This is a genomic window from Microbacterium sp. Y832 (genome assembly GCF_057669765.1).
The window spans coordinates 459,126-479,007 of record NZ_JBYHFM010000001.1 but is presented as its reverse complement, the minus strand read 5'-3'; the positions used below and the strand labels follow the sequence as shown (position 1 = coordinate 479,007).

Annotated in this window: 18 protein-coding genes and 1 tRNA gene; 9 read left to right on the top strand and 10 right to left on the bottom strand. The window is 69.9% G+C overall.

Going from position 1 to position 19,882, the window contains the following annotated elements; all coding sequences use genetic code 11:
- Positions 1 to 117: 117 nt before the first annotated feature.
- Genes AC25YV_RS01935 through AC25YV_RS01925 form a run of 3 tightly spaced genes read right to left on the bottom strand, consistent with a single transcriptional unit; the run spans position 118 to position 5,107 of the window.
- A complete protein-coding gene (locus AC25YV_RS01935) occupies positions 118 to 894 on the bottom strand; it encodes an LmeA family phospholipid-binding protein (RefSeq protein ID WP_488122133.1) in 777 nt (258 codons plus the stop codon).
- A 4-nt stretch (positions 895 to 898) separates the two neighbouring features.
- A complete protein-coding gene (locus AC25YV_RS01930) occupies positions 899 to 2,560 on the bottom strand; it encodes an arginine--tRNA ligase (RefSeq protein WP_488122132.1) in 1,662 nt (553 codons plus the stop codon).
- Between the two features lie 24 nt (positions 2,561 to 2,584).
- Complete coding sequence (locus AC25YV_RS01925; protein ID WP_488122131.1) at positions 2,585 to 5,107, bottom strand: LuxR C-terminal-related transcriptional regulator; 2,523 nt, start codon at positions 5,105 to 5,107, stop codon at positions 2,585 to 2,587.
- Positions 5,108 to 5,285: 178 nt separating this feature from the next.
- Here AC25YV_RS01925 and AC25YV_RS01920 point away from each other — a divergent pair.
- A tRNA-Arg gene (locus tag AC25YV_RS01920) sits at positions 5,286 to 5,361 on the top strand.
- Between the two features lie 223 nt (positions 5,362 to 5,584).
- On the opposite strand, the gene AC25YV_RS01915 is transcribed toward AC25YV_RS01920, so the two are convergent.
- The 4 genes from AC25YV_RS01915 to AC25YV_RS01900 form a co-directional block, all read right to left on the bottom strand.
- Positions 5,585 to 6,772 carry a metal-dependent hydrolase family protein gene (locus AC25YV_RS01915; RefSeq protein ID WP_488122130.1) on the bottom strand — a complete coding sequence of 396 codons (1,188 nt, stop codon included), beginning with the start codon at positions 6,770 to 6,772 and terminating at the stop codon, positions 5,585 to 5,587.
- Positions 6,773 to 6,858: 86 nt separating this feature from the next.
- Entirely contained in the window at positions 6,859 to 7,725 is an 867-nt protein-coding gene (locus tag AC25YV_RS01910; RefSeq protein WP_488122129.1) for a CPBP family intramembrane glutamic endopeptidase, read from the bottom strand.
- Between the two features lie 5 nt (positions 7,726 to 7,730).
- On the bottom strand, positions 7,731 to 8,408 hold the full coding sequence (trmB, locus tag AC25YV_RS01905) for a tRNA (guanosine(46)-N7)-methyltransferase TrmB (protein WP_488122297.1): 678 nt from the start codon (positions 8,406 to 8,408) through the stop codon (positions 7,731 to 7,733).
- Positions 8,409 to 8,515: 107 nt separating this feature from the next.
- Positions 8,516 to 9,373: a DUF3097 domain-containing protein gene (locus AC25YV_RS01900; RefSeq protein ID WP_488122296.1), complete on the bottom strand. Its 858-nt coding sequence runs from the start codon at positions 9,371 to 9,373 to the stop codon at positions 8,516 to 8,518.
- 190 nt (positions 9,374 to 9,563) lie between these two features.
- Here AC25YV_RS01900 and AC25YV_RS01895 point away from each other — a divergent pair, with 190 nt between their 5' ends.
- From AC25YV_RS01895 to AC25YV_RS01880, 4 genes are all read left to right on the top strand, one after another.
- The gene (locus AC25YV_RS01895) at positions 9,564 to 11,555 is read left to right on the top strand and encodes a TPM domain-containing protein (RefSeq protein WP_488122128.1); all 1,992 of its coding nucleotides are present in this window, start codon (positions 9,564 to 9,566) and stop codon (positions 11,553 to 11,555) included.
- Between the two features lie 70 nt (positions 11,556 to 11,625).
- Positions 11,626 to 12,363, top strand: coding sequence for a PspA/IM30 family protein (locus tag AC25YV_RS01890; RefSeq protein ID WP_488122127.1), 738 nt, complete (start codon positions 11,626 to 11,628; stop codon positions 12,361 to 12,363).
- A gap of 144 nt (positions 12,364 to 12,507) precedes the next feature.
- Entirely contained in the window at positions 12,508 to 13,329 is an 822-nt protein-coding gene (locus tag AC25YV_RS01885; protein WP_488122126.1) for an arginase family protein, read from the top strand.
- On the top strand, positions 13,326 to 13,793 hold the full coding sequence (locus AC25YV_RS01880) for a Fe-S oxidoreductase (protein ID WP_488122125.1): 468 nt from the start codon (positions 13,326 to 13,328) through the stop codon (positions 13,791 to 13,793). Before AC25YV_RS01885 ends, AC25YV_RS01880 begins: the two co-directional genes overlap by 4 nt.
- 24 nt (positions 13,794 to 13,817) lie before the next feature.
- Here AC25YV_RS01880 and AC25YV_RS01875 read toward each other — a convergent pair whose 3' ends face one another.
- The 3 genes from AC25YV_RS01875 to AC25YV_RS01865 are packed head-to-tail and all read right to left on the bottom strand — an operon-like array spanning position 13,818 to position 15,568.
- The gene (locus tag AC25YV_RS01875) at positions 13,818 to 14,300 is read right to left on the bottom strand and encodes an SIP domain-containing protein (protein ID WP_488122124.1); all 483 of its coding nucleotides are present in this window, start codon (positions 14,298 to 14,300) and stop codon (positions 13,818 to 13,820) included.
- 54 nt (positions 14,301 to 14,354) lie between these two features.
- Positions 14,355 to 15,095: a tyrosine-protein phosphatase gene (locus AC25YV_RS01870; RefSeq protein WP_488122123.1), complete on the bottom strand. Its 741-nt coding sequence runs from the start codon at positions 15,093 to 15,095 to the stop codon at positions 14,355 to 14,357.
- Complete coding sequence (locus AC25YV_RS01865) at positions 15,092 to 15,568, bottom strand: carboxymuconolactone decarboxylase family protein (protein ID WP_488122122.1); 477 nt, start codon at positions 15,566 to 15,568, stop codon at positions 15,092 to 15,094. Before AC25YV_RS01865 ends, AC25YV_RS01870 begins: the two co-directional genes overlap by 4 nt.
- Before the next feature lie 154 nt (positions 15,569 to 15,722).
- On the opposite strand from AC25YV_RS01865, the gene AC25YV_RS01860 reads away from it, so the two are divergent.
- The 4 genes from AC25YV_RS01860 to AC25YV_RS01845 are packed head-to-tail and all read left to right on the top strand — an operon-like array spanning position 15,723 to position 19,859.
- Complete coding sequence (locus AC25YV_RS01860) at positions 15,723 to 17,225, top strand: ABC transporter substrate-binding protein (protein WP_488122121.1); 1,503 nt, start codon at positions 15,723 to 15,725, stop codon at positions 17,223 to 17,225.
- Positions 17,222 to 18,172 carry an ABC transporter permease gene (locus AC25YV_RS01855; RefSeq protein ID WP_488122120.1) on the top strand — a complete coding sequence of 317 codons (951 nt, stop codon included), beginning with the start codon at positions 17,222 to 17,224 and terminating at the stop codon, positions 18,170 to 18,172. Before AC25YV_RS01860 ends, AC25YV_RS01855 begins: the two co-directional genes overlap by 4 nt.
- Positions 18,169 to 19,074: an ABC transporter permease gene (locus tag AC25YV_RS01850; RefSeq protein WP_488122119.1), complete on the top strand. Its 906-nt coding sequence runs from the start codon at positions 18,169 to 18,171 to the stop codon at positions 19,072 to 19,074. Before AC25YV_RS01855 ends, AC25YV_RS01850 begins: the two co-directional genes overlap by 4 nt.
- Positions 19,071 to 19,859 (top strand): ATP-binding cassette domain-containing protein, encoded by a 789-nt coding sequence (locus AC25YV_RS01845; RefSeq protein ID WP_488122118.1) that lies wholly within the window; start codon positions 19,071 to 19,073, stop codon positions 19,857 to 19,859. The genes AC25YV_RS01850 and AC25YV_RS01845 overlap by 4 nt, the downstream gene beginning before the upstream one ends.
- Positions 19,860 to 19,882: the final 23 nt, after the last annotated feature.

Sequence of the window (19,882 nt, the reverse complement as noted above, 5' to 3'; positions counted from 1 at the left end):
GGAAGCTACGGCGCGGCGCCACCGGGGATCGCCCGGAATCGGCGGCTGCCTCGAGCGGTCGACGCACACGCCGGGCAGTGCTAGCAGTCTAGAGCACGCCCTTCGACAGCCGAATCGTCAGCAGGTACCGTTCTCGCGCAGTGCCGGGTCGCTCAGCATGGCGTCGGCGATCGTGAAGCGGGCGACGAGCTCGTCGCCGTCGACCGTGACGTCCGTGAGCGTCATGCCGGCCGGGACGTACTGCGCGATGCAGACCGGCCAGTCCCGCAGCACCGAGTTCGACAGGATGCCGAACTGGCGGCGGAGCTCGTCGGCGGTGACGTCGGCGCCGGCCACCTGGATCGACGACGGCGTGAGGACGAGCTCGCCGTCTTCAGCGCTGGGGGTCAACGAGACTCCGATCGGCACCGCCGCACCGAAGAGGGACAGCTCGATCGACGCCGTCACGTCGGGGGCGTCGATGCCGAGAGCATCGACGGGGAAATCCTCGACGCTCGCCATGAGGTGACGCAGGTCGTCGGCATCGACCCGCACGACAGCCGTCGCATCGCGCATGTCACCACCGCTGATCGGCACGTCGAACGCTTCGACCTCGACGTCGCCGCGGAAGGCGCCCAGCTCGACGTCATCGGAGCGGATGCCGATCTCGCTGAGCTGTCCGGCGATCAACTGCGGCAGGACGGCGCCGGGAATATCGACATCGACCACCTGGTCGGCCGGCAGCTGGAGGTTCACGATCACCTGCGTGCGGATCGTGCGCTCGACGATGCTGCGGGCGACCGCCTCACCGATGATCCATGCCCCGACGGCGAGGAGCACGACGACGACGGCCGCGATGAGCCAGCCGCGACCGCGGCGCCGGCGGCGCGCAGAAACAGCCGGATCCGAGGCCACGCCGCTACATCCGCTCGGGTGCCGAGACGCCGAGCAGTGTCAGTCCGTTGCGCAGCACCTGTCCCGTCGCGTCGTTGAGCCACAGGCGCGTGCGGTGCACGCTCTCGACCGGCGCGTCGCCGAGCGGAATGACGCGGCAGTTGTCGTACCAGCGGTGGTAGAGCCCCGCGAGCTCTTCGAGGTAGCGGGCCACGCGGTGCGGCTCACGCACGTCAGCGGCGTAAGCGACGATGCGGGGGAACTCCTGCAGCGCGCCCAGCAGCGCCGACTCGGTCTCGTGATCGAGCAGCTCGGGGGCGAACTCGGAGCGGTCGACTCCGGACGCCGCGGCGTTGCGCGCGACGTTGAACGTGCGGGCGTGGGCGTACTGCACGTAGAAGACGGGGTTGTCGTTCGTGCGCTTGCGCAGGATCTCGGGGTCGAGCGTGAGAGGCGAATCGGCAGGGTAGCGCGCGAGCGAGTAGCGCAGGGCATCGGTGCCGAGCCACTCCCGCAGGTCGTCGAGCTCGATGATGTTGCCGGCGCGCTTGGACAGGCGTGCACCGTTGATCGACACGAGCTGCCCGATGAGCACCTCGATGTCGGTCTCGGGGTCGTCTCCGGCAGCGCCGGCGAGGGCCTTGAGGCGATGCACGTAGCCGTGGTGGTCGGCTCCGAGCAGGTAGATCTTGTGCGCGAAGCCGCGGTCGCCCTTGTTCAGGTAGTAGGCGGCGTCGGCGGCGAAGTAGGTGTACTCGCCGTTGGACCGGCGGATGACGCGATCCTTGTCGTCGCCGAAGTCGGTCGTGCGCACCCAGACAGCACCGTCCTCGTCGAAGACGTGACCCTGCGCGCGCAGGCGGTCGACGGCCGTGTCGACGAGGCTCGGCCCGCCGTCGGTCGCGTGCAGCGTGCGCTCCGAGAACCACACGTCGAAGTGCACGTTGAATTGCTCGAGCGATGACTGCAGGGCGGCCAGCTGCAGCTCGTACGCGGTGTCGCGAGCGGTGGCGAGCTGCGTGGCCTCATCGAGCGAGAGCAGATCCGGATGCCGCTCCTTCACGCGCTGAGCGAGGTCGTCGATGTACGCACCCGCGTATCCGCCCTCGGGCGTCGGCTCGCCCTTCACGGCGGCGAGCACCGAGGCACCGAACCGCTCCATCTGAGCGCCGGCGTCATTGATGTAGAACTCGCGGGCGACCGTGGCTCCGCTGACGGCGAGCAGGCGGCCGATCGCATCGCCGAGGGCGGCCCAGCGGGTGTGCCCGATGTGCAGGGGGCCCGTCGGGTTGGCGCTCACGAACTCGAGGTTGATCGTGTTGCCGCGCTGAGACTCATTCGATCCGAACGCTGCGCCCGCTTCGACGATCGTCTTGGCCAGGGCGCCGGCGGCGGCGGCATCCAATCGGATGTTGATGAAGCCCGGGCCGGCGATCTCGACGCTCGCGACCCCGTCGACCTGCTGAAGGCCCGCCGCGATCTCACCGGCGAACTCGCGCGGGTTTGCACCGACGACCTTGGCGAGCTTGAGCGCGGCGTTCGACGCCCAATCGCCGTGATCGCGGTTCTTGGGTCGCTCCAGGGGAAGGTCGGCAGCCGTCAGACCCTCGGACGAACCGGGGCGCCGCGCCTCGGCGAGCGGTTCGATGACGGCGAGCAGAGCGGCGGAGAGGGCTTCGGGATCCATAGCCCGCTTATTCTACGGGCGCACTCACACGCTGATCGCCTGGCCGAGCAGGAACGGCTTGATGTCCTGGCGGCGCTTGAGCCCGGTCTTGCGCAGCAGCCGTGACACGTGCGACTCGACGGTGCGCACCGACACGACGAGCGCCTGGGCGATGACGCGGTTCGACAGACCCGACGCGATGAGCTCGGCCACCTCGAGCTCGCGCGGTGTGAGGTCGTCGGGCGACATCGCGACGGCGACACGATCGTCGTCGTCATCGGTGCGCAGACGTTCTCGCAGACCCTCGATGGGCGCCGCGAGACTCGCCGCATCCGGCCCCTGAGCGAAGACGCCCGCCGCCAGGTCGACGCAGACGAAGGCCTCGCGTCCGCGACCCGCCTGGTCGAGCTCCTCGACGAGCCGCACGACCTCGTCGACGTCGCGGTCGACGAGCGCCACGACGAAGGCGGCCTGACGCACGAGCGCCGGAGCGGTCGCGGCGCACGCGCGCGTGCCCACCCGCTGCCAGTTGCTCTCCGTCGGCGCGTACTGCATGCCCTCGAGATAGGCCCGAGCGGCAGAGAGCACCGCGCCGCGCTGCCACATGGCATCCCCCGCATCGAAGCACGCCCGCGCGGCGGCGACGGTGCCCTCTTCGACGGCGGCGAGGCGCGCGTGCGCGAGGCCCGAGCACTGCCCGAGGAGCGGCCCGTCGCACAGGCCTGCGGCATCGATGTCGGCAAGCGACTGCTCCATGAGCGAGCGCTGCCCGCGTCGGGCGGCCATCTCGGCGGCCATCGTCTTGAGGCCGATGAATGACAGCGGCGGGTATCGCGTCGGCAGTCCCAGGAAGGACGACTCGGCGAGCAGCTGATCGGCGTCGTCGAGACGGTGGTCCAGCAGCGCCGTCAGTGTGGCGAGGAAGGCGTGGATCCGGATGCGGGGCGCATCGGCGTCGCGCTGAGCGGCAGCCAGCCCGTGCCTGGCAAGGCGGTCGGCCGTGGCGATCCGGTCGGCGGCGAGGTGCACCATGACGACGAGCGCGTCGACGATGGGATCGGGGGGCGGATCCGACGCCGTCCTCTCGGCGAGAGCCGCTTCGGCCTCGTCGCTGCGGCCGCGCGCGAGCAGCCAGAAGGCACGAGCGCGATAGACCGCGGCGCGGGCGGACGGCGACATCGGCTGCGGGTCGACGCCGATGAGCGGGTCGTCGTCGGGCACCGTGAGGAACGACGTCTCCAGTTCCGCGGCGCGCGCCAGGAGCAGGCCGCCCTCGCGCGGCAGATCAGCGGCGCGCGCACGCAGCTCGCGGACGGCGGTGGCGGTGTCGCCGTGCACGGCGTACCTCGCTGCCAGCCACTCGGCCTGTTCGCGCTCGGAGCCGTCCATGCCGCGCACCGAGCCGATCAGGGCATCCAGTTCATCGACGTCGTGGGCACCGTCGACCTCGAGTGCCGTGAGCAGCGCCGTCGCGGTCGCCAAGCCTGGGTCGGTGCGCCACGCTTCACGCGCCTGCAGCGTGCGGCGGCGCGTCTGCTCGTGCACGAGCCGCACGAAGACCGCCGAGTCTCGCGACATGTCGGGCCGCTGCGGGTCGAAGGCGGGTCCGGCTGCCAGCAGGTCGTCGAGTCGGGCGAGCATCGCCGACCGGCGGCCCGCGAGCGCATCGTGCCGGAAGTGCTCGACGAGGATCGGGGGCCTGACCGACACGACCTTGCTGCCGCCGACATCGACGACCGAGAGGAACGAGCGCGCCTCGAGCTCGCTGATCATGTCGAGTCCCACCGCCGTGGCCGCCGTCGAGATCGTGGCGGGACCGAGCACCGCGAGCACTTCGAGCGCATCGACGGCCGCCGGTTCGAGCGGATGCAGGATGACGTCGGCCATGAGCCGCAGTGACGGGCTCCACAGCGACCCCGTCGCGCGTCCGACCCCGTTCTCGACCGTGAAGCGCCCGTCTCGCCGGGCAGCGTCGACGACCGCGGCGGCCAGGCCGATATTGCCGCCGGACTTCGCGAACACGCGACTGAGCGACCCCGGCTCGATCCGGAACCCGAGGTGGGACTCCAGCGCCGTCTCGAGTTCGCCGTACGCCATGCCCGGCAACCGCATGGCGTAGGTCGTCGTGAAGGCCCCGACGGGCTTGAGGGACGCATCCCGCGGCCGGTGGATGAGTCGGGACGAGAGCACGGGAAGGTGGGCCCGCGCCTGCACGGCCCGGATGACGCCGCCCGAGGCTTCGTCGAGCAGGTCGCCGTCATCGAGGACGATGATCGTGCGCTCGGGAACGACGGCATCCGCGAGCGCCGCGACAGACGCCGGGATGCTCGCGCCCCGGGCATCCTGAGGGCCGGCGAACCCCGCGATCGCCAGCGCGACGAGCGGAGTCTTCGCGAACGCCGTCTGACCGTCGATCGCGATGGTCCGCCACCCGAGAGCGGTGAAGTAGTCCCGGATGCGCGTGAGGAAGTGCGTGCGCCCACACCCGTGCTCACCCTCGACGTCGAGGCTGCGGCCGCTGTGCAGCACGTCGACCGCCGTCAGGAAGAGTTCGTTCCGAGTGCTCATGCACGCGCTCCTTCACGCGGTACCGCTCGGTCGTCCCACCGACGCTTCCTCGCGTCGTAGGCCAGCACGGTACACGCCCTGAGGCGATGACCCCAGGACTACAGCCCCGCGCCTTCGTCACCGGGGCCGGGTCCGGCGACACGGCCCCGGGCGCGTCGGTGATAACCTCGATCGGTGCGCCTCCGTAGCTCAGGGGATAGAGCGTTGGTTTCCGGTACCAAAAGTCGGGGGTTCGAATCCCTCCGGGGGCACCAGTGGGGACAAGGGGTCGCGGGGCATTCAGTCCTCGCGGCCCCTTTCTCTTGACCACACTTGCCGCGCGCTTCGCCTCGTCGAGCCGGGTCGCGACATGGTCAAGATCGTCGTCGAACAGGTCCGCGTAGACGTCGAGAGTCAGCCGACTTCTGTGTTCTAGATTCTTCCGTCCCGTGAGTCGGGCTCACGGGACGCGAGGACACTCGTGTTCTGGGCCCCTGCTCAGGGGGCGAAAACGGCGCCCGCCCGCACCGTCGCGCGGCGCGCGGCGGGCTCCCACAGTGCGGCCGGCTCTTCGATGGGATCGGCGTGGAGAACCAGAGCGTCGCCGAAGGCGCCGACACCGAGGTGACCGAGCCGCGGATCGCCGATCAGCTCGGCGTTGACCTCGGTCATGGCTTTCAGCGTCGCCTCTGCCCCGCTCGCCTCGACCTGAAGCCGGACTCCGCTGAGCTGCTCGTCTTCGAGGTCTCCCATCAGGTCGCTGCCGAAGCCGACGCGCACACCGGCGGCACGTGCGAGTTGCACGGCCTCCTGTCCCTTCGAGAGCACTTCGTCGTTCTTCGCGAGCCGGACCTCGTCGAGGCCGATCTCGGCGCCGCGCTTGTCCATCGCGTAGTACGCGGCGAGCGTCGGCACAAGGAAGGCGCCGCGCTCGGCCATGCGGGCGGCGGTCGCCGAATCGATGAGGTTGCCGTGCTCGATCGAGCGCACGCCGTTGTCGATGGAGTGCATCACCGCCTCAGACGAATAGGCGTGCGCGGCTACGTAGCTTCCGCGCCTGCGCGCCTCTTCGGTCACGACACGAAGCTCCTCGGGCGAGTACTGCGGCACCCGGATGGGATCGGTCATCGTGAACACGCCGCCGGAGGTCATGACCTTGATGGCGTGCGCGCCCGTGCGCAGCCGCTCGCGCACGGCGATGCGGAGCGCGTCGACGCCGTCCACGACCTCGCACATGTGCCCATGCGAGAAGCAGACGTCGACGTCTGCGGAGCGCGGATCGCCGTGACCGCCGGTCTGGCTGAGCGCGGGGCCGGTGAAGTGGTAGCGCGGTGACGCGAAGTGGCCTGCATCGATCGCGTGCGCGAGTCCAATGTCGCCGCCCGCGACGTCGCGCACGGTCGTGAAGCCGCGCCGCAGAGCGCGCTCGAGGCGTCGAGCGCCGTTGATCGCGGCATAGCTGAGCATGCCGCGCTCGTTCTCGAATCCATCCATGCTGGTCGCGTAAGCGTGGAAGTGCGCGTCGATCAAGCCGGGGACGACCCAGGATCCACCGCCGTCGAAGACGTCGGCCCCCTCGACGGGCCGGTCGGCGACAAGTCCGTCCACGATGGCGATGTCGCGCACCTCGAAGCCGTGTCCGGTCCAGACGTTCGCGCCACGGATGGTCAAGGATTTCGCGTGCATTCGGTTCGCACCCTTCGGGTCATGCGGTGATCGGCTCTTCACAGCACGCTACCGCCAGCCAACGGTGTCGCCGGTCAGGCGAGTGTTCAGACGAGGAACAGTCCGTCGAGCATCCCCGGGTTGTGCGCGTGCACGAGCACGGCGAAGACCACGGCGTCGAAGAGCAGGTGCACCGACACGACGTACGTCAGCGAGCGCGTCTTCATGAAGATGTAGCCCATCAGGATCGCGAAGGGGATCGTGAGGATCGGGCCCCATGCCTGATAGCCGAGCTCCCACAGGAACGACACGAAGACGATCATCTGCAGTACGTTCGCCTGCCAGAATCGGAAGTGCCGGCGCAGCAGGGCGAAGCACGTGCAGATGAAGAACAGCTCGTCCCAGATGCCCACGGCGCCGACGCCCACGAACAGACGCGCGATGAGGTCGGGGGTGTCCACGACCGGCCAGTTCTGGTAGACGCCCGACGTGATGAAGTAGTACGGCAGGATCAGCCAGCCGAGAAACAGCACGATCGCGAGCCAGACCCACTGGAACGTCGTCCACCGGCCGCCCCCGCGCCACGGGAAGCGGATCGCGTGGTCGCGATACACCCAGCGGGACAGCGCGTAGGGCACGACGACGGCACCGCCCAGCGCGAGCGTAAACCGCAGCATCGCGGCGTTGTCGAGTTCGGCGTGGAGCGGAATGACGCTGACGATCAGCAGGCCCACCGCGATGAGCGACAGGTCGCGCACGAGACTCGGCGAGCGAACGGATGCTGCCTCCCCGGCACCACGACGAGACTCGAGCCATGCGCCGAGCAGTCCCGCCCCGAGCAGCAGCCAGCCCAGCCACGGAACGCGCACGACGAAGAACGCAGGGGCGGCCAGGCACGTCAGAAGCGCCGGAAGCAGCTTCCACGACCACGCGGGCAGGGTCATCGCGGGCGCGGCGGCGGAATGAGCGGGCATGGTCCTCAGTCCTCGAGCGGAAGCTCGGCGGTCCGCCGGTAGGCGAGGTCGCGGATGGCGCGCCCCGCGCGCGCACCCTTGCGCTCGAACGCCGTCAGCACGCGTCCTCCGAAGCGCGGAGCCCACTCCCCCTCGAACGATCGCTCGAACGCCGGCGCGGCATCCATCACGGAGCGCATCTGCACGGCGTAGTCCTCCCAGTCGGTCGCGAGCCGCAGGATCCCCCCGGGCCGCAGCGCACCGGCGGCGAGCGCCGCGAACTCGTCGGTGACCAGCCGGCGCTTCGTGTGCTTGTTCTTGTGCCACGGGTCGGGGAAGAACACCCACAGTTCATCGACGGATGCCGCCGGCAGCAGGTGCTGCAGCACTTCGGGCGCGTTCGCCTCGACGAGTCGCAGGTTGTCCAGCCCCGCTCGCTCGGCGTCGAGCATCGTGCGTGCGAGTCCCGCGCGGAAGACCTCGATCGCGAGGAAGTCATCCTCGGGGCGCGAGGACGCGGCGTGGATGATGGCGTGCCCCTGGCCCGAGCCGATCTCGGCGATAAGCGGCGCGCGCCGCCCCCACACCGCCTCGGGGTCGATGGCCGAACCCGGCCGCACGCTCGTGACCGCGGAATCCCGTTCGACGTCGAGGACGAGGCGGGGCGCGAGCTCTGCCCACGCACGGTCCTGCCCGTCGGTCATGCGTCCGCTGCGTCGCACGAAAGAGACAGGGCGATCACGGAAGCGCGGGGCGGCGGGGTCGGACACCGTTCCAGGCTACCGACCCGCAGCGCCGGCTCTGCGCCGACTCAGCGTCCGCCGGGCGTCTCGGGCTCGAGCGTCACGAAGTCGATGAGTTCCTCGACCCGGCCCAGGAGCGCGGGATCGAGGTCGCGGAAGGTGGTCACCGAGGCGAGGATGCGCTGCCACGCGCGGGCGAGATCCGCCTGGTCGTCGGCGGGCCAGCCGAGCGCCCGGCAGACGCCGGTCTTGTAGTCGATGCCGCGCGGCACATCGGGCCAGCGCGGGATGCCGACGGAGGCCGGGAGCACGCACTGCCAGACATCGACATAGGGATGACCCACGATGCGCACATGCGCGCCGTGGGGTCCGCGCTCGACGGCTTGCGCGATGCGCGTCTCCTTCGAGCCGGGCACGAGGTGGTCGACGAGCACGCCGTAGCGGCGTTCGGGCGACGGCGGGTCTTCCTCCAGCACCTCGGCGAGCAGGTCGACGCCCTGCAGGTATTCCACGACGACGCCCTCGACGCGCAGATCGTGGCCCCACACCTTCTCGACGAGCTCGGCGTCGTGTCGTCCTTCGACGAGGATGCGGCTGGCCCGCGCGACGCGGGCACGACTGTCCGGCGCCGCGAACGATCCCGACGCGGTCCGCGTGCGGGGCGCCGGAGCCTTACGCGTCGGAGCGACGAGCACGACGTCGGCACCGTCGATCAGGAATCCCGCGCCGAGGGGGAAAAGCCGGCGGCGGCCGCCGCGATCCTCGAGCTCGACGAGCCCGGAGGCGAGACCGACCACCGCTCCGCAGTATCCGTCGTCGGCGACCTCGACAACGAGGTCCCGCTCGGCCTCGACCCGTGGAACCGGCTTCACGGCGCGCTCGCGCCATCCGGCTGCGAGCACGTCCGTGCCATAGCGATCGTCCATCATGCGCCCTCCGAGTGCGCAAGGCTACGCGAGCCGTGACGACCGGCAGGAGCGACCCGCCGCCCACGAGAGCGTTGCCTCTCGTTCGCTGTGCGCGTGTGCGCGAGGGCGGGCTGGCCTACCGTGTCGCAGGTGGTGCTGAATAGACTCGCTGAGGGGCGTGTTCTCATCGCCCGGGGAGAGGGATCCGATGCGTTTGCGATGGACCGCCGCCCTCGCGACGGCGTTCGTTCTGGCCTTCATGGGCCCCGTGACCACCGCGTGGGCGACCGACCCGGTTCCGCTGGGTGACAGCTTCGTCTACGACGACCCCGGCGTGCTGTCGCCGGCCGAGTCCGCCACCGTGCAGCAGCGCCTCGAGCAGCTGGCCGCAGACTCGCCCGTGAGCTTGTGGGTCGTGTACGTCGACCGCTTCACCAGCCCGAGCGATGCTGAGCAGTGGGCCAATGCGACCGCGACATCCAACGGGCTGGGCCCCAACCAGTATCTGCTCGCGATCGCCGTCGAGCAGCGCAACTACTACCTCTCCGGGGATTCCTCCGGCCCCATCAGCTTCGACACGCTCAGCACGATCGAGCAGCAGCGGATCTACCCCGAACTCGTCGACGAGGACTGGGCGGGCGCCGCCATCGCGGCCGCCGACGGATTGCAGGATGCCGCGGGCGGCGGCAGCGGCGCAGCGTCATCCGGCGGCAGTTCGACGGGCGTGAACATCGTCATCGGCGTCATGGTCGTCGGCGCCATCGGTGTCATCGTGTGGCTCGTCATCCGCTCCCGTCGAAAGAAGAGCTCGCAGAGCCGCCCCGTCGAACAGATCAGCACGGAAGAGCTCGAACGACGCGCGGCGTCTACCCTCGTGCAGACGGACGATGCGATCCGCACGAGCGAGCAGGAGCTCGGATTCGCCACAGCGCAGTTCGGTGACGCCGCCGCGGCCGAGTTCGCCACGGCGCTCGCGTCGGCGAAAGAGAGCCTCACGCGCGCCTTCACCCTCAAGCAGCAGCTCGACGACGACACCCCGGACACCGCCGAGCAGACGCGCGAGTGGAACATCGAGATCATCCGGCTGTGCGACGAGGCGAACGCGAACCTCGACGCGAAGGCCGCTGCGTTCGACGAGCTGCGCAAGCTCGAGCAGAACGCGCCCGAAGCGCTCGCCCGCGTGCAGGATGAGCGCACCCAGGTCGCGGCGGCGCTCGACGACGCGACGGCGCACCTGCAGACGCTGTCGGGTTCGTACGCGCCCGAGGCGCTCGTGACCGTCGCCGACAATCCCCAGCAGGCCCGGCAGCGGATCGCGTTCGCCGATGAGCAGCTCTCGGCCGCGGCCTCCGCGATCGCGGCCGGGAACGGCGCCGAAGCTGCCGTCGGCATTCGCGCGGCGGAAGAAGCCATCGGGCAGGCCGCGCTCCTCGAGCAGGCGATCGACAAGCTCGGCGCCGATCTCGCCGAGGGCGAGACGAGCGCCGCGCGACTCGTCGCCGAACTCGAACGCGACGTCGCCGCAGCATCTGCCCTTCCCGACACCGACGGGCGGCTCGCTCCCGTGATCGCCGTCGCCCGTCAGCAGATCGAAAGCGCCCGCGGGCACCTCTCGGGCACGAACCGACGACCGCTGTTCGCCCTCGAAGGGCTCGAGGCAGCCAACGAGCAGATAGACGCGCTCGTTCAGGACATGCGGGATGCCGCAGCGAAAGCCGAACGCGCCCGTCAGATGGTGGGCCAGGTCATCATGCAGGCCCAGGCCCAGGTCTCGACCGCCGAGGACTACATCACGGCCCGCCGCGGCGCGATCGGCGCCCAGGCGCGCACACGCCTCGCAGAAGCCGGCGCTGCGCTCGTGCAGGCCCAGCAGCTGCAGCAGGCCGACCCCGATCGCGCGATGCAGTCGGCGCAGCGCGCGAACCAGCTCGCAGCGCAGGCCATCCAGTACGCGCAGAGCGACGTCGGCGGCTATGAGGGCGGCGGCATGCTCGGCGGCGGTTCGGGCGGCGCCAACATGCTCGGCGCCATGCTCGGCGGCATCGTCATCAACTCGCTCCTCAGCGGCGGCGGATCGCCGGGCCGCTCCTCCGGCGGCTTCGGCGGCGGAAGCCGCAGTCGCGGAGGAGGCGGCGGGTTCCGCACCGGCAGCTTCGGCGGGGGCGGTACACGCTCGCGCCGGGGAGGAGGACGATTCTGACCGCGCCCGTCCGACACCGGCATCCGATCTCTCTCGACTTCGAACCAACCCTTGATAGGAAGGACACCTGATGGCCAAGCAGTCCATCTTCGGTCGCATCTCGACGCTCGTCCGAGCGAACATCAACTCAATCCTCGACCAGGCCGAGGACCCGCAGAAGATGCTCGATCAGCTGGTGCGCGACTACACCAACTCGATCGCTGACGCCGAGTCAGCCATCGCCGAGACCATCGGCAACCTGCGCCTGCTCGAGCGCGACCACCAGGAAGACATCCAGGCCGCGCAGGAGTGGGGCAACAAGGCCCTCGCGGCGAGCCGCAAGGCCGACGAGCTGCGCGCGTCCGGCAACGCCGCAGATGCCGACAAGTTCGACAACCTCGCCAAGATCGCGCTGCAGCGCCAGATCAGCGAAGAGAACGAGGCGCGCGCCATCGCCCCGGCGATCGCGTCGCAGAACGAAGTCGTCGACAAGCTCAAAGACGGCCTCAACGGCATGAAGCACAAGCTCGAGCAGCTGCGGTCGAAGCGCTCCGAGCTGCTCGCGCGGTCCAAGACCGCCGAGGCGCAGAACAAGGTGCACGACGCCGTCAAGTCGATCGACGTCATGGACCCCACGAGCGAGCTCGGTCGCTTCGAAGACAAGGTGCGCCGCCAGGAGGCCCTCGCCGCCGGCAAGCAGGAGCTCGCCGCGTCGACCCTCGACGCGCAGTTCAACCAGCTCGATGACATCGGTGAGCTCACCGAGGTCGAGGCGCGGCTGGCCGCGCTCAAGGTCGGCGGTTCGCCGCAGGCCGCGCTCGAAGACTGAGACCGACCCCGCGCGTCGGTTGACGCCGAGGAAGCCCGCACTCACGCACGCCATGCGCGCGCGAGTGCGGGTTTCTTGCGTGGGGGGCGGACAGCGACGAACCCGGCACCCGGATGTGTCTCCGCAGTGGAGGATGATAGGCAGATGACGCGTTACATCGTGGTGCCGCAATGGCAGGGCAGCCCCTCTTCGCGCGCGATGCAGCTCATCGACGGCGCGCAGGCGATCGCCGCCGATCTGCCGCGTTCGGCGACGACGATCATCGACGTGCCCGCCGAAGCGGGTGAGTCCCTGGGCACCGGCGTGCGGCGTCTCAGCTCGCTGCGCCGCGTGCGCGACCAGATCGCCGCCGCGCTCGAACCGGTCACCGAACCCGTGCTGCTCATCGGCGGAGACTGCGGGGTCGCTCCCGCCGCCATCGCGCACGCCGCGACGCACGCGCCGACGCTCGCCGTGGTCTGGTTCGATGCGCATGCCGATTTCAACACACCTGATTCGTCGCCCTCGGGCGCCTTCTCGGGCATGGTGCTGCGCTCCGTCATGGGCGACGGCGAAGAGAGCCTCGCACTCGCGGTCGGCACTGTGCCGGCCGAGCGCATCGTGCTCGCCGGGGCACGATCGTTCGACGAGACCGAAGCGATGGCGATCGACGACCTCGGCCTGCGGATGCTGCCGGTCCCGGCCCTGCGAGACCCCGCCGCGCTGGCCGACGCGGTCCGTGCCACGGGAGCGGACGCCGTCTACGTACACGTCGACGTCGACGTGCTCGACCCCGCCGAGCTGACGGGGAACGCCCAGCCCGAGCCCTTCGGTGTCACCGTCGCAGAGCTCACCGCCGCGATCGCGGCCGTGCGCGCCGCTCTGCCCCTCGGGGGCTCGTCACTCACCGGCTATGCGCCCGCTTCCGCCGAGACCGCCGACGACGACCTCGGCACCCTGCTGCGCATCATCGGGGCACTCGCGTGAGCCCGATCCCCCCGCCGCCGGCAGGCTGGGAGCAAGCCGCCGAGCGCGCCGTCGCGCGCGGGAAGACGATCGACCGCTTCATCCCCCGCATCCTGCTCGACTCCCCCATCAGCCGGCTCGGCTACCTGTACGGCACGGCCGTGGGGTGGGTGTGGGGCACGCTGTGGAGCACGGGCCGCATCGAGAAGCGCGCCGGGCTGTGGGTCTTCCGTGGGCTGCCCTGGTGGGCCTTCGCGCGCGGCGGGGTCTGCGTCGGCGGATGCTTCCTGACCGGCGACGGGCGAGTCACCGAGCGGCTGCTGCGACACGAGGTCGTGCACAAGCGGCAGTGGCAGCGGTACGGGTTCCTGATGCCCGTGCTCTACGCCCTCGCCGGACGCAACCCCCTGCGCAATCGGTTCGAGATCGAAGCCGGTCTTTCCGACGGCAACTACATCCCGGTGCGCGAGCACCGTCGCCCGTAGCGTCGAATCACGCCCGGGCGTGTGTCAGTGCGCGCGGCGGGCGTCTGCGAGCCCGTACCTGGCCGGCGTGTGGATCGCGTCGGCCGTGATGCCGTTGCGCGTCGTGAGGTGGTCGACGATGTCGGCCGTGCCGAGGTAGCCGCCCAGCAGGTGGATGCGCGTCGCATCGTCGGCGTCGCACAGCATCTCGTCGGCCCAGGCCGTGACGGCACGCGCGAGCGCCTGGCCCGCGACGCAGCCGCGCCCCGTGCCGGGGTCGCCCGAACGGCGCGAGCGGTCGAGCCAGGTGAGCGTCATACGCGCGGGAACGTGGATGTCGGCCTGCCATGAGGCATCCGGGATCTCGATGAAGACGCGACCCGTCGAGCACAGCGGAAGCGTCGCGAGAAGAGTCTCGAGCTCGGCGAGCGAGGTCTCGTCGGCGGTGATGAGGTGCTGAACGCGCGTGTGACGCGAGGCGCGGCATGCCGACGCGCTGTGCGTCGTCTCGTGTACCGGAGTGCTCATGATGCTCCGACTATACCCGAATGTAGGCTTGCCTAACCTATGTTCAGCGGACTCTCATTCGACGAGGATGCGGCGCAGCTCGACGATCTCGTCATCGCCGAGGCCGTGCGCGCGCAGATACTCCGCCGGCGATCCGTACACCTCATCGATGCGAGTGAGCGCGTCGCGCATGACGTGGGTGGGCGAGCGCGTCGCGAGCTCTTCGAGGTGCACCGCCCTCGGATACTGCGCGCGCAGCCAGGCGAGCACCTGCCGGTTGCGCCGCGCGGGCAGGAGCGTCTCGGTTCGCGCGTAGTCCCTCACGACGGCGTCGGGATCCACTCCCGCGGCAGCGAGCGTGAGAGCCACCGTCACCCCCGTGCGGTCCTTGCCCACCGTGCAGTGCACGAGCACGGGCTGATCCGTGACGATTCCGCGCACGACCTCGACGACGCCCGCGGAGGAGTCCTCGATCAGCCGCCGATACAGCTCGACGAGGCTGAGATCCTGTTCGAAGAACGACGCGACCGAGCCGAGGAACAGCGGCACGCGCTGCACCTCGATGCCGAGGCCGTCGATGAGGCTCGGCGCCGAGGTCACCTCGTCTTCGTCGCGCAGATCGATGACGCGCCGGATGCCGAGAGCGGAAAGCGACGTGCGGCCGGCGTCGTCGACGCGGGCGAGGTTTCCGGAACGGAAGAGCGTGCCCGACCGTGTCTGCGCCGTGCCGGCGGGCAGACCGCCGACGTCACGGAAGTTCGTCGCTCCGGACACGACGACACTCTCGCCGTCGCGGCGGGGCTCGCCCTCGATCACGCCGCGTCGCCCCCGCGGGGCGGCACGGGGTAGCGTCCGGCGATCGTCACACGGTTGAAGGCGTTGATGGTCACGAGCAGCCAGCTGAGCGCGACGTACTCCTTCTCACTGAGGATGCTCCCCACCCGGTCGTACACGTCGTCGGGGATGCCGTCCTCGTGGATGAAGGTGAACGACTCGGCCAGCTCGAGGCCCGCGCGCTCGCGCCCGCTGAACACACCGGACTCCCGCCACGTCGCGATCTGGGCGATGACGTCGGCGTCGACACCCGCCGCGACGGCGCGGTCGACGTGCACCCGCACGCAGTAGGCGCAGCCGTTCAGCTGCGACGCGTGGATCTGCACGATCTCTTTCATGCGCGCATCCAGCCCCGCGTCGGAGGCGAGGTCGCCGACGGTCTTCGCGAGCCCGTCGAGCGCGGCGTAGGCCTCGCGTGCTGATCTGGACAAGTGCACCCGCGGCTCAGGAGTCATGCGGCCAGCGTACCCACGGCCCCTCTCAGGCGTCCTGGATTGTCGCTACGGGGCCAGAGAACTCTAGGCTTGTCTCCGCACTGGTCGAAACTGCCGATCACACCCTCGAGGCCCGCATCCGCACAGCATCGGATGCCCCTCCGAAAGGAATCGCATGCACCGCCGCACAGGCTTCGCCGCCGGCCTCATCGTCACCGGAGCACTGCTCCTCAGTTCGTGCGCGAGCCCCGCTCCGGCGCCCACATCGACCGGCTCGCCCGACGCGGACGCGTCGGTCGCGATCCGGCTCGTTCTCGAGCCGGGCAACCTCGACATCCGTCAGACGGCGGGCGCCGCGCTCGACCAGATCCTGATGGACAACATCTACCAGGGGCTCGTCTCGCGCACCCCGCAGCAGGAGATCGTGCCTGCACTCGCCTCGGACTGGACGATCTCCCCCGATGGGCTCGAGTACACCTTCACCGTCCGCGAGGGCGTCGTCTTCCACGACGGCCAAGAACTGACGCCGCAGGATGTCGTGTGGTCGCTTCAGACCCGCAAAGCCACCCCCGCATGGCGGGACTCTGCGCGCCTCGCCAACGTCTCGTCGATCACGGCCGACGGCCAGGAGGTCACCCTCACCCTCGACGAGCCCGACTCGAGTCTGCTGTGGAACCTCACCGGTCGCTCGGGAGTGATCCTCAAGCAGGACGACACCGTCGATTACAAGACGTCGGCCAACGGCACCGGCCCGTTCAGGTTCGCCACGTGGCGGCAGGGCGACAGCATCACGTTCGAGCGCAACGTCGACTACTGGGGCAAGGCGGCCGGTGTAGCCGAGGTCGTCTTCGACTACATCCCCGACAACCAGGCCGCTCTCAACGCCGCTCTTGCGAACGAGATCGATGTCCTGACCGGCTTCGACGCCAACCTCACCGAGCAGGTCGAGGCAGCGGGCGACTTCACCGTCGTGATCGGCCAGTCCACCGACAAGGGCACGCTCGCGATGAACCAGACGTCGGGCCCGCTCGCCGACAAGCGTGTCCGCCAGGCGATCCGCCAGGCCATCGACAACGACGCCTTCATCGAGGCTTTCCAATCGGGCACGACGCTCTACGGCCCGATCCCCGAGCTCGACCCGGGGTGGTCCGACCTCGCCGACGTCGCCCCGTACGACCCGGATGCCGCGCGCGAGCTCCTCGCCGAAGCCGGCGCCGAAGAGCTCGATCTGACCCTGACGATCCCGAACTTCTACGCCACCACCATTCCCCAGATCCTCGTGTCCAACCTGCACGAGGTCGGGATCACGCTCGAAGTCGAGTCCGTCGACTTCCCGACGTGGCAGACCGACGTCTACGAGAACAAGGACTACGAGCTCAGCTTCGTGCTGCACACCGAGGCGCGCGACTTCGAGAACTGGGCCGACCCGGACTACTACTTCACGTACGACAACCCCGAAGTGCAGGCCCTGTTCGCCGAGTCCCTCGCCGCCGTCGACGAGGCCGAGGCGTCGCGACTGCTGGCCGAGGCCGGTCGCATCGTGTCCGAGGACGCAGCTGCGGACTGGCTGTTCAACGGCGCGTCCGTCGTCGCCGTGGGCACTAACATCGCGAGTATGCCCTCGATCAACGTGAACGAGCGTCTCAATCTGGCAGAGCTGACCAAGAGCGACGGGTGATCCGGTACGCGCTGACGCGGTCCGCCCTGCTCATCGTCGGGCTGTTCGTCGCCAGCGTCCTGATCTTCCTGACGCTGCGCGTGCTTCCGGGCGACATCGCGCAGCTCATCGCGGGCATGGGCAGCTCGCCCGCGCAGGTCGCCGCCATCCGCGAGCAGCTCGGCCTGGATCGGCCCCTCACGGCGCAATACCTCGACTGGATCGGCGGAATCTTCCGCGGTGACCTGGGCACGTCGCTGCTGACCGGGTCGGGCGTCGTCGACGAGATCGTCGAGAAGTCCCAGGTGACGGTGCCCCTGGGCATCATGTCGCTCATCATCGCGCTGCTCATCAGCGTGCCGTTCGGTGTGCTGTCGGCGATGCGCCGCGGCCGCGCCGACGGCACGGCCCTGAACGTCGGCGCACAGCTGCTGGCCGCCGTCCCGGTCGTGTGGGCGGGAATGATGCTCGTCGTCGTCTTCGCCGTGTGGCTCGGCTGGCTGCCCGCGCAGGGTTTCCCGCGGTCGGGCTGGGACGACCCGTCGGCGGCGTTTCGCTCGCTCCTCCTGCCCGCGCTCACGATCGGCATCGTCGAGGGCGCCATGCTGCTGCGTTTCGTGCGCAGCGCGACACTGCAGGCCGTCGGCCAGGACTTCGTGCGCACCGCCGCCGCGAAGGGCCTCACCCGCAACGCAGCACTCATCCGGCACGGGCTCCCGGTCGTCGGGCTGTCGGTCATCACGGTGCTCGGGCTGCAGGTCGCGGGCATCATCGTCGGAGCCGTCGTGATCGAGCAGCTGTTCACCCTTCCGGGCATCGGACGGATGCTCGTGGCCGACGTCGGTGCACGCGATCTGCCCAAGGTGCAGGGCGAGCTTCTCGCGCTCACCGGCTTCGTGCTGATCGTCGGGTTCCTCGTCGACCTCGCCCACCGCGCGATCGACCCGCGCCAACGGGAGGCATCGTGACGCAGGTGGTTGCCGCACCGAGCCGCTGGGCGTGGCTCGGTCGACTCTGGCGGCTGACGACGGGGCGGTTCGGTCTGCTGGTCGTCGCGGTCATCGCCGCGACGGCGCTCGTCGCAGGGTTCTGGACGCCGTTCGATCCGCAGCAGGTCGAGATCTCGAACCGCTGGGCGGCGCCGAGCTGGCCGCACGTGCTCGGCACCGATGGATCAGGCCGCGACATCCTGAGCCTCATCATGGCGGGCTCGCGCACCGCGGTCGTCGTCGCCGTCGGTGCAGGTGTCATCGCGACCGTCATCGGCGTCTCGCTCGCCGCGCTCGGAGCCCTCACGGCACGGTGGGTGCGCGAAGCGGTCGCCGTCTTCGTCGACATCCTGATCGCCTTCCCCGTGCTCATCATCGCCATGATGATCTCGGCGGTGTGGGGCGGGGGCCTGTGGGTCGTCATCTGGGCGGTGGGGATCGGGTTCGGAGTCAACATCGCGCGGGTGACCCGGCCCGAGCTCCGTCGCGTGCTGCACAGCGACTTCGTGCTGGCGGGGCGCGCGTCGGGGCTGAACCCCGCGCAGAACCTGCTGCATCATCTGATGCCCAACGTCGCCCCCGTGTTCATCGTGCAGTTGTCGTGGGGCATGGCGGTCGCCATCCTCGCCGAGGCGGGGCTGTCCTACCTCGGGTTCGGCGCACCCGTCACCGAGCCGTCGTGGGGTGTACTGCTGCGCGATCTGCAGGCGTACATCACGGTGCATCCGCTCTCGGTCGTGTGGCCCGGACTCGCGATCACGATCACCGTGCTCGGCCTGAACCTGCTCGGCGACGGTCTGCGTGAAGCGACCGACCCGACCCTCAGCCGCCGCGCAGCCCGCCGCGCCGCTCGCGTTCCCGTACCGGAGGTGGTCGCGTGAGCCTGGAGGTCACCGATCTCGTGATCGAGATCGACGGGCGCCGCGTCGTGGACGGCGTGTCGTTCGCGGTTCCCGACGGATCGCGCGTCGGTCTCATCGGCGAATCCGGATCGGGCAAGTCCCTCACGGCATTGGCGATCCTGGGGCTCCTCCCCGACGAAGCGAGCGCAACCGGATCGATCCGGTGGAACGGCCGTGAGCTGCTCGAACTGAGCGACCGCGAACTCGCTGAGATCCGCGGCGACGAGATCGGCATCGTCTTCCAGGAACCACGCACGGCCCTCAACCCGATCCGCACGGTCGGCCGGCAGATCGCTGAATCGGTGCGGATCCACGAGGGTGCGTCGAAGAAGGAGGCCGCGGCTCGCGCCATCGCCGAGGCCGCGCGCGTCGCGCTCCCCGACCCCGCGCGCATCGTCTCGCGCTATCCCCATCAGCTGTCCGGCGGACAGCGCCAGCGCGTCGCCATCGCGATGGCGCTCGCCTGCCGCCCACGCCTGCTCATCGCCGACGAGCCGACGACGGCCCTGGACGTCACGATCCAGGCCGAGATCCTCGAACTGCTGCACTCCCTCGTGAAAGACGACGGCATGTCGCTCGTCTTCATCACGCACGACCTCGCGGTGCTGTCGCGGATCGCGACGCACGGCATCGTGCTCGAGCATGGCCGGGTGGTCGAGGACGCCCCCGTGGCACAGCTGCTGAGCGCGCCGGCATCCATCGTCACGGAAGGCCTTCTGCGCGATGCGACCGCGACGCTCTGGCGACCCGGGGGTGGCACGTGAGCCTTCACCGCGGAGAACCAGGC